This is a genomic window from Streptomyces sp. NPDC043427 (assembly GCF_056436655.1).
The window spans coordinates 254616-262158 of the sequence record NZ_JBWKCC010000009.1 but is presented as its reverse complement, the minus strand read 5'-3'; the positions used below and the strand labels follow the sequence as shown (position 1 = coordinate 262158).

The window sequence follows — 7543 nt, the reverse complement described above, 5'->3', positions numbered from 1 at the left end:
CAGATCTTCCGCAGAGCTCGCATCAGCCCCAATCGCATGACCGTCATCGCCAAGGCCGTCCTCACCCTGGAGAGGCAACGCTGAAAAGGCTCACTGCGTCCTCCTGCGGTTCGCGGTCAGCAGGACGGCGTAGGAGGCGATCACGATGACGAGGCCCAGCAGGAAGGACACCGTGGCCGCGTAGTTGAGCTGCTGGCCGGTGAAGGCGAGGGTGTAGGCGTACAGGTTGGCGGTGTAGGAGCTCGTGATGACGTCCGGGGCGATCTTCATCAGCAGGTTCGGCTCGTTGAACAGCTGGAAGCTGCCGATCACGGAGAACAGCAGAGTGAGCATCAGCGCCGGGCGCAGGGCCGGCAGCTTGACGGACCGGGCGATCCGCCAGGCGCCGGCACCGTCCACCGCGGCCGCCTCGTACAGCTCCTGCGGGATCGTGCGCAGGGCGGCGTACAGGATGATCATGTTGTAGCCGACGAACTCCCAGGTCACGATGTTGGCCAGGCTGCCCAGCATCCAGCCCTCGCTGAGGAAGTGCGGGGCCGGCAGGTCCAGACTCCGGCCGATCTGGGCGAACGGGCCGAAGTCCGGCCCGTACAGGTAGCCCCACATGAGCGCGGCGACCACGCTCGGTACGGCGTAGGGGACGAAGATGCCCAGCCGGATCACGCGCGCCAGGCGCAGCAGTCCGCTGTCGAGCGCGAGCGCGAACAGCAGCGCCAGCAGCAGCATCAGCGGGACCTGGATCACGAAGAACAGCACGACGCGCCCGACGCCGTGCAGGAGGAGCGGGTCCTTCAGGGCCTTGACGTAGTTGTCGAGGCCGACGAACACCGTGCCGCCGATGAGGCGTTGCTGGAACAGGCTCAGGCAGGCGGCGTGGGCGAGCGGGGCGAGGAAGAGCAGCAGGAACAGCACCATGAACGGTGCGACGAACAGGGGACCCGCGGCACGACGGGCCCGCACGGGGGAGGTCATCTCAGCTCCCCTTGACCGTGAAGCCCTGGTCCTTGGCGTACGTGGTGAGCCGTGACTGCCAGGTGCCCAGCGCGCGGACGGTGTCGGTGCGGTCGGCGAGGGACTTGCCGACGGTCTCCGTCCAGTCGGTCGCGGCCTGGTCGAGGAACGGTGGCCACTGGAAGGAGGAGTTGACGGTGGAGCTGATGTCGGCGAAGAGCTGGTTGACCTTCTGGCCGCCGTAGAAGGACGGCGCGTCGCCGACGAAGGAGGCGTCCGTGAGCAGTGCCTTCGTCGCGGGGAAGAAGAACTGTTCGGTCGCGAACATCTTCGCGCTCGCCGGGTCGCTGTTGAGGAACTTGGCGAACTCGGCCGCCGCGATGGGGTTCTTGGTGGACCGGATGACCGCGGTCGTGGAGCCGCCCCAGTTGCCGGAGCTCGGCTTGGCGGCGTCCCACTGCGGCAGCGGGGCCGCCCGCCACTTGCCCGCGGTCGCCTTGGCGGAACCGGACAGGAACACCGGCCCCCAGGCCGCGGTCAGCCAGGTGGCGTACTTGCCCTTGTTCAGCGCGGCGTACCAGGAGTCGGTGAAGTCCGCCTCGACCCCGATGACGCCCTCCTTCGCGAGACCACCCCAGAAGGCGCCCAGCTTCTGGGAGACCGCGTCGTCGACGCTGATGGTGATGTCGCTCTTGCCGCTGGTCGCATAGGGCTCGGCGCCCGCCTGCCAGAGCAAGCCGTGCCAGGCGGCGACCTGGTTGGCGGCGAGATTGGTGAGGTAGACGTCCGGGTCGGCCTTGTGCAGCTTGCGCGCGGTGGCGGCGAACTCGTCCCAGGTCCCCGGGACTTCGATCTCGTGCTTGTCGAAGATGTCCTTGCGGTACAGCATGCCCATCGGGCCGGTGTCCTGCGGTATCGCCCAGACCTCGCCGTCGCTGCCGCTGACCTGGCCCCAGGTCCAGTCGACGAAGGTGGACTTGAGCGCCGAGGCGCCGTACGGCCGCAGGTCGAGCAGGCTGCCCGTGATGGTGAAGGTGGGGATGGCCTGGTACTCGATCTGCACCATGTCAGGGGCGCCGCTGCCGGCCTTCAGGGCCGTACGCAGCTTCGTGTACTGGGGTGTTCCCTGGCCGGCGTTGACGACCTTGACCTTGATGGCCGGGTACTTCTTCTCGAAGAGCGCGATCTCCTGCTGGATGTTCGGGACCCAGGTCCAGAAGGTCAGCTCGGTCGGCGTCTTCATCGCCTTGTCGATGTCGGCCTGGCTGACCGGCTTCGCGGAGGCGGAGGAGCCGCCCGAGTCGCCGCCGCCGCACGCGGACAGGGCGGCACCGAGCGACAGGGCGCCCGTCGTGGTGAGGAAGAGCCGGCGGCTCAGGGAGGAGGAGCTGGGGAAGGATCCGGGTGTGGGCATGGTGAACTCCCGCCGATGCGAAGGTGGCGGCACGCCTGGCGAGGGCGTGCGGATACAGGGGTGGAGGGGAGGGGAACCGGGACGCGACGGACGGATGTCGCAGGGGCCGGGCCGCGTGCGGCGGCCGCCCCGCCTCAGGGGGCCGTCGGTGAGGGGGAGTGAGCGCGCGTCGCCGGTGTCACGGGATCGGCCGGAGCGGCGTGGGCGCGGTGGGGGAGAGGCGGTGGCCGGCAGGGACCGGTGGGGCGGCTCGCCCGCGGGCCGGGTGTCCGGCCGCGGGGTCCTGCTGGGGAGTACGGGTGGTGGCGTACGGGGTGCGGGTCAGGAGTGTGCGGCACGACCTCCCTTCGCGGGTGCGGGACCGGTCGACGCGCGGACGACGAGATCGACCGGTGGGCCGGTCGTCGGCAGCGGGTCCGCGCCAGGGTTCTCGATGGCGTGGACGAGCCGTTTCAGCCCCTCCTGCGCCACGGCGTCGAAGGGCTGACGCACCGTGGTCAGGGGAGGAGTCACATAGGCGGCGACCGGGACGTCGTCGAATCCGACGACGCTGACGTCCTCCGGCACCCGCCGACCGGCGTCGGCCAGCGCGCGGATCAGACCGATCGCCATGTCGTCGTTGGCGGCGAAGACCGCGGTCAGGTCGCCGTCGGAGGCCAGTTCGCGGCCCGCCGCGTAGCCGGAGGCGGCCGACCAGTCGCCCTCGACGACCGGCGGCACCGGTCTGCCGTGCGCGACGAGCGCCGCCCGCCAGCCCTCGAGGCGGTCCTTGGCGGCGTACCAGCGCTGGGGGCCCGCGAGGTGATGGACCGTCGCGTGACCGAGGTCCAGGAGGTGTTCCACGGCGGTCCGCGCCATCAGGTCGGCGCCACCGCCCGCGGCCAGCACCGTCGGAGCGGCGACAGGCGGCGGCGCGCCGAGGACCAGGACCGGCACGTCGACCCGGACGGAGCCCTCGCCGCCGCCCGACTCCTCGTCGATCGGCTCGGAGATGACGATGCCGTCCACACCCTGGTCGAGGAGTGAGTCGACGGCACCGGAGATGCCCGCCGGGTCGCCCTCCATCGTGTTGACCACCCGGAGCGCGTATCCCGTGTCCCGCACGACCCGCTCGACACCCATGAGGAGCGAGGCGGGCCCGTACAGGGCGGTCCCCAGCGTCACCACGCCGATGGAGCGGGTCCGTCCGGAGGCCAGCGCCCGGGCGGCGTTGTTCCTTCGGTAGCCGAGCTGCTCGGCCGCCTCGAGAACGCGTCGGCGCACGTCGGCGGAGACGTACGGCTCGTCGTTGAAGACCCTGGACACCGTCTTCTGGGAGACGCCCGCCAGCCGGGCCACGTCCACGCTGCGCGGCGCGGCGGAAGTCCCGCCCCGTCCTGTTCCTCGCGTCATGGTGTCTCCCGCGGCCCACTCGGATCGAGCCTTCATGCTGTCAGACGCGGGTCGTCTGACTGCGCTGTCATGTCTACGCAGTCATACGGCACCCGTCAAGACTCGGGGGGTAACGGCTGACATGAGGGAGCCCGGACGGTGTCTCCGTCCGGGCTCCCTTGTCGGCGCGTCTCGTAGGCGTCGTACGTATCGGGCGTGGCCGGGTCAGCGCGGCCGGCCGTAGTCGAGGACGATCCGCAGGACCGCGCGGAGTTCGACGTGGAGCGAGACCGGGGGAGTGCTGCGCTGGGCCCAGCGGTAGACCGCGCCCAGGTAGCAGTCGCGCAGGACGTGGCCGACCCGCTCGGAGTCGGTGTCAGGCGCCACCCTGCCCTGTTCCTTGCCCGGTTCGATGATCTCGGCGAAGATCCGGGCCGCGCGCGGCTCCTCGGTGAGAGGTCGCCCGGTCTTGACCCATGCCTCCAGCATGACCGGGGCGACCTCGCGCTCCGCCTGGAGTGTGCCGGCCACATCGCCGAGGCGGAGGTGGCCGGCGCCTTCCGCGCCCTGCGCGCCCTCGCACCGGGCGCGGTCGTCCTCGGCAGCTACCCGCGAGCAAGCCTGACGACGCCCCCGGTGCGCGAAGCCGTCGGCGCGGGGTGAGGACTTGTCCGGGCTGGTCAGTCGCTTGAGCGGGGCTGTCCCGGACAGACGGCGGTGCCCTCGGATGGCGTGATCCACCGTTGTCTCCCGTATCACCTCCGCCGCACGATGAGGAGCATGGGAGAGCCGGGGGAGCCGTCGCCGTACGAAGTCGTGGATGCCGCCGGTTTCGTGGAGGCGATGCAGAGACTCAAGGAGCGGTCGGGGCTCACGTACCGCGAGTTGGAGGTGAAGGCCGCCCGCAGCGGGGACGTGCTGGCCCGCAGCACGATCGCCGACGTCCTACGGCGGTCCGGTCTGCCCCGGCCCGAGCTCGTGGCCGCGTTCGTCCGCGCGTGCGGCGAGGAGCGGCACGTCGACGACTGGCTCGCGGTCAGAGAACGCATCGCCGCCGAGCAGGCCGCATCGCCGGACGGACCTGGGGAGGCGCCCGAGACCGGGGAGGCGGGCTCTGGACGTCCCCGTGCGAGGAAGTTCCGCCCGACCGTCCTCGCCGCCGCAGTCCTGATCCCGCTGCTCGCCCTGGTCGCCTGGAGCCTGCTCCCCGACAGCTCCGACGACGACCCCGGCAGCTCCGGCACCCCGGGCACACCGACCACGTCGGCCACGGGCTCCCCGGCCCCCGCCGACGGGTGGGTCACCATCCGCCCCTCCCGTACCCCCGACCTCTGCCTCACCGACGGACGCGACCGCGCCGGTGCCTACGACAGTGCCGTCGCGGTCCAGCTCCCCTGCGCGCAGGCGAGTGTGCCGCGCACCTACCTCGAACCGGCGGGCGAGGGCTTGTACCGCGTCCAGTGGCATCACCCCCAGCTGGGGAAGGGGTGCCTGACGGTCATGGCCTCCGGCCCGGTCAAGGGCATGCTCGAACCCCGGAACGACTGTGCCCACGCCACCCTGTTCCGTCTGCTCCCGGCCGGCGCGAAGGACACCGCGGGGTACTCGCTGCGTCCCGTCGGCGGCCGGTGCGTGGGGATCGCCGACGACGACACCGCCGTAGGGGCGGAGGCGGTCGAGGAACGCTGCACGGGCGGTGCGGACCAACGGTTCGTCGTCAGGGCGGACTGAGCGCGAGCCGCCCCAGGCCCGTCGCGGTCCGAAGCGGCAGGGACAGGTTTTCGGACAAGCCCGCCACCAGCCCGGACAGCGCTCCGCTGTCCGGGACAGCCGCCCCCTCTTGGCCGAGCCCCCGGCTCCCGGAACCATCGGTGGTGCCCGATCGGCGACGGGACCGACCCGCCGACGGCCGGCCCCGCGGGGGTGAGTCGGCCGAACGGCATCCGGGGGAAGGGGAAGCCGGCCGCGGCGCCATCTGCGCGCCGCGGCCGGCCACGACCACCCGTACGTTCCCCTACCGCCTGTTTGACGGCGATGGCCGGGTCGATCACGAGCTTTACGGACGAGAGCAACGCGATTGCCCTGGAGGCCTTCTGGGTAGCGTGGTTGCTGCTGGCCCGCGACGGAGGCGGTGCCGAGGTGAGTGCCCAGGTTCAACCGTCCGCGCTCTCCCGTCGGAGGTGCCCGTGACCGGCCCTGACATGCGCAACCTGATCGCGCAGGCCCGTGAACTGATGGCCGCTCTGCGGAACGATCCCGACGTCCGGCGCCGTGAGGAGCGACGGCTCGTCGCCTGGGACGAACCTGCCGACGAATTCCTCGAGACCGTCGGCGTCGTACTCGCCCTCGCCATGTGTCGAGTTCGGCGGAATCGTGGCGGACCGCCGCCCGATCCGGGGGCGAGTACGGAGTTCTGGCACGCCGTGCTCCGGGTCCTCGCGCCGGACGCGGTCGCGGAGGAGCTCTTCGCCGGCCTGCCCGTCGACCTCGACAGGGATACCCGGCGCCAGGTCCAGGCCCTGCGTCTCGCCTCGGTCGGTGTCACTTCCGCTTCGAGCCTTCGTTGGGCCCGTCTTGTCAGTGTGGCGCGCGATGTGGCCGCACGTCAGATCTAGGGCCTGACAGCTGTGCTATCGTTGATCTTGAGCAGGTCGCCGAACGGCGCAAGATCTGCCAGGCGTTGGTGGTCCAAGGAAAGACGCCCCGCTTCCTGCGGGGAGATGCAGGTGCAAGGCCTGCCCGGCGCTCCACGAAACCCCACCCCGGACACCCGGGGTGGGGTTTTTTCGGTTCGCGCCACGCCGTGAGGGTCGATGTCGATAAGGCGGCTTCGCCTGCGGCACCAGGAGTCACCGACCTCGTGCAGGACCGTCCGGTGCCGCTCGGGCCGCGCGGAGCGCGCATGCTCCCGCGTACCCTCCCGGCGCTGCCACATCCCCCAGCACCCAACCGCGCGGGTCGGTGCCGGGCCTTCGCCCGGCACCGACGTAGTCCCAGGCAGGGTCTCGTGAGAGTCCGGTTCCGATCCCCTTGAGGTACGCCTCCTTGCGCGCCCAAGTGCGGGTGAACGCCAGCGCCTTGGTGTGATCGGGTTCAGCGGCCAGTTCCGCTGCTTCCTTCCGGTGCAGGCAGGACGAGAGCTCCGCGACCACATCTGGCCGGGGAACCTGTTCGATGTCCACGCCCACGGGCCTGTCGGCGATTGCGATCAAGACGACGTCGCCGCTGTGGGAGATCGAGAAGTGGGCGTCTGCGTCGCGGACTGCGGGCTTCCCATGCAGGGCTCCGCAGGCAGGGCAAGGTTCTCGAACCAACTGCACCGCGTCGGCGGGGACGCCCAGGCGTGCCCCCAGCAGCACGCGTACCGCCACATGCGCCACGACGTAACGCAGGCGATCATCGGGCCGACCGAAGGCAGCCGCACGTCGTTGTTCCGCCGGCTCAAGGACGCCGGGAGCGAGGCGAGCTGCGTCGACCCCTTGATTCAGCGCGTCGACGAGCCACAACGACGGCCTGTCGTCGTAACGGGTGTCCCTGGGGGACGCTCGCCGGAACTCGGGCGCTTCGCTGAAGATCAACTCCGCCGGAGGCTGCTGAGCAGTGGGCAACTCGATCCCCGGCCGGGTCCGGGGACGCCGCTCGGCTCCCTTGTCGCTCAGCTCCAGAACCACGGTGTCAACGTACGACGTCACGGGAGAACGGTCCAGTTCTGCCTGGAATGCCTCTTCGGCGCGGCGAACTCTGGGGCGCGGTCGGGGCGGTGACGAATGCCCCGTCTCGCGATTCGAGACGGGGTCCGGGTCGCGA

General features: G+C 70.9%; 7 protein-coding genes and 1 pseudogene. 3 read left to right on the top strand and 5 right to left on the bottom strand.

From position 1 onward, the window contains the following. A pseudogene (locus AC067M_RS18310) lies at positions 1–84 on the top strand (IS5/IS1182 family transposase); the annotation flags it as partial. Between the two features lie 6 nt (positions 85–90). Here the strand turns inward: AC067M_RS18310 and AC067M_RS18305 are convergent. The 4 genes from AC067M_RS18305 to AC067M_RS18290 form a co-directional block, all read right to left on the bottom strand. After that, the gene (locus AC067M_RS18305) at positions 91–972 is read right to left on the bottom strand and encodes a carbohydrate ABC transporter permease (RefSeq protein WP_478698001.1); all 882 of its coding nucleotides are present in this window, start codon (positions 970–972) and stop codon (positions 91–93) included. A gap of 1 nt (position 973) precedes the next feature. After that, positions 974–2365: an ABC transporter substrate-binding protein gene (locus tag AC067M_RS18300; RefSeq protein ID WP_478698000.1), complete on the bottom strand. Its 1392-nt coding sequence runs from the start codon at positions 2363–2365 to the stop codon at positions 974–976. A gap of 321 nt (positions 2366–2686) precedes the next feature. After that, entirely contained in the window at positions 2687–3757 is a 1071-nt protein-coding gene (locus AC067M_RS18295; RefSeq protein WP_478697999.1) for a LacI family DNA-binding transcriptional regulator, read from the bottom strand. Positions 3758–3961: 204 nt separating this feature from the next. Continuing rightward, positions 3962–4477: a hypothetical protein gene (locus AC067M_RS18290; protein WP_478697998.1), complete on the bottom strand. Its 516-nt coding sequence runs from the start codon at positions 4475–4477 to the stop codon at positions 3962–3964. A 39-nt stretch (positions 4478–4516) separates the two neighbouring features. Here AC067M_RS18290 and AC067M_RS18285 point away from each other — a divergent pair, with 39 nt between their 5' ends. Both AC067M_RS18285 and AC067M_RS18280 read left to right on the top strand, forming a co-directional pair. After that, positions 4517–5467, top strand: a complete 951-nt coding sequence (locus AC067M_RS18285) for an RICIN domain-containing protein (protein WP_478697997.1) — start codon at positions 4517–4519, stop codon at positions 5465–5467. Positions 5468–5922: 455 nt separating this feature from the next. Continuing rightward, positions 5923–6351, top strand: coding sequence for a hypothetical protein (locus tag AC067M_RS18280; RefSeq protein WP_478697996.1), 429 nt, complete (start codon positions 5923–5925; stop codon positions 6349–6351). 234 nt (positions 6352–6585) lie between these two features. Here AC067M_RS18280 and AC067M_RS18275 read toward each other — a convergent pair whose 3' ends face one another. Then, positions 6586–7428 carry a 4'-phosphopantetheinyl transferase family protein gene (locus AC067M_RS18275; protein WP_478697995.1) on the bottom strand — a complete coding sequence of 281 codons (843 nt, stop codon included), beginning with the start codon at positions 7426–7428 and terminating at the stop codon, positions 6586–6588. Positions 7429–7543 lie beyond the last annotated feature (115 nt).

Bases quoted from the DNA above. Each gene is read 5' to 3' on its own strand.
- AC067M_RS18305 (WP_478698001.1), bottom strand. From the start codon at position 972: ATGACCTCCCCCGTGCGGGCCCGTCGTGCCGCGGGTCCCCTGTTCGTC.
- AC067M_RS18300 (WP_478698000.1), bottom strand. From the start codon at position 2,365: ATGCCCACACCCGGATCCTTCCCCAGCTCCTCCTCCCTGAGCCGCCGG.
- AC067M_RS18295 (WP_478697999.1), bottom strand. From the start codon at position 3,757: ATGACGCGAGGAACAGGACGGGGCGGGACTTCCGCCGCGCCGCGCAGC.
- AC067M_RS18285 (WP_478697997.1), top strand. From the start codon at position 4,517: ATGGGAGAGCCGGGGGAGCCGTCGCCGTACGAAGTCGTGGATGCCGCC.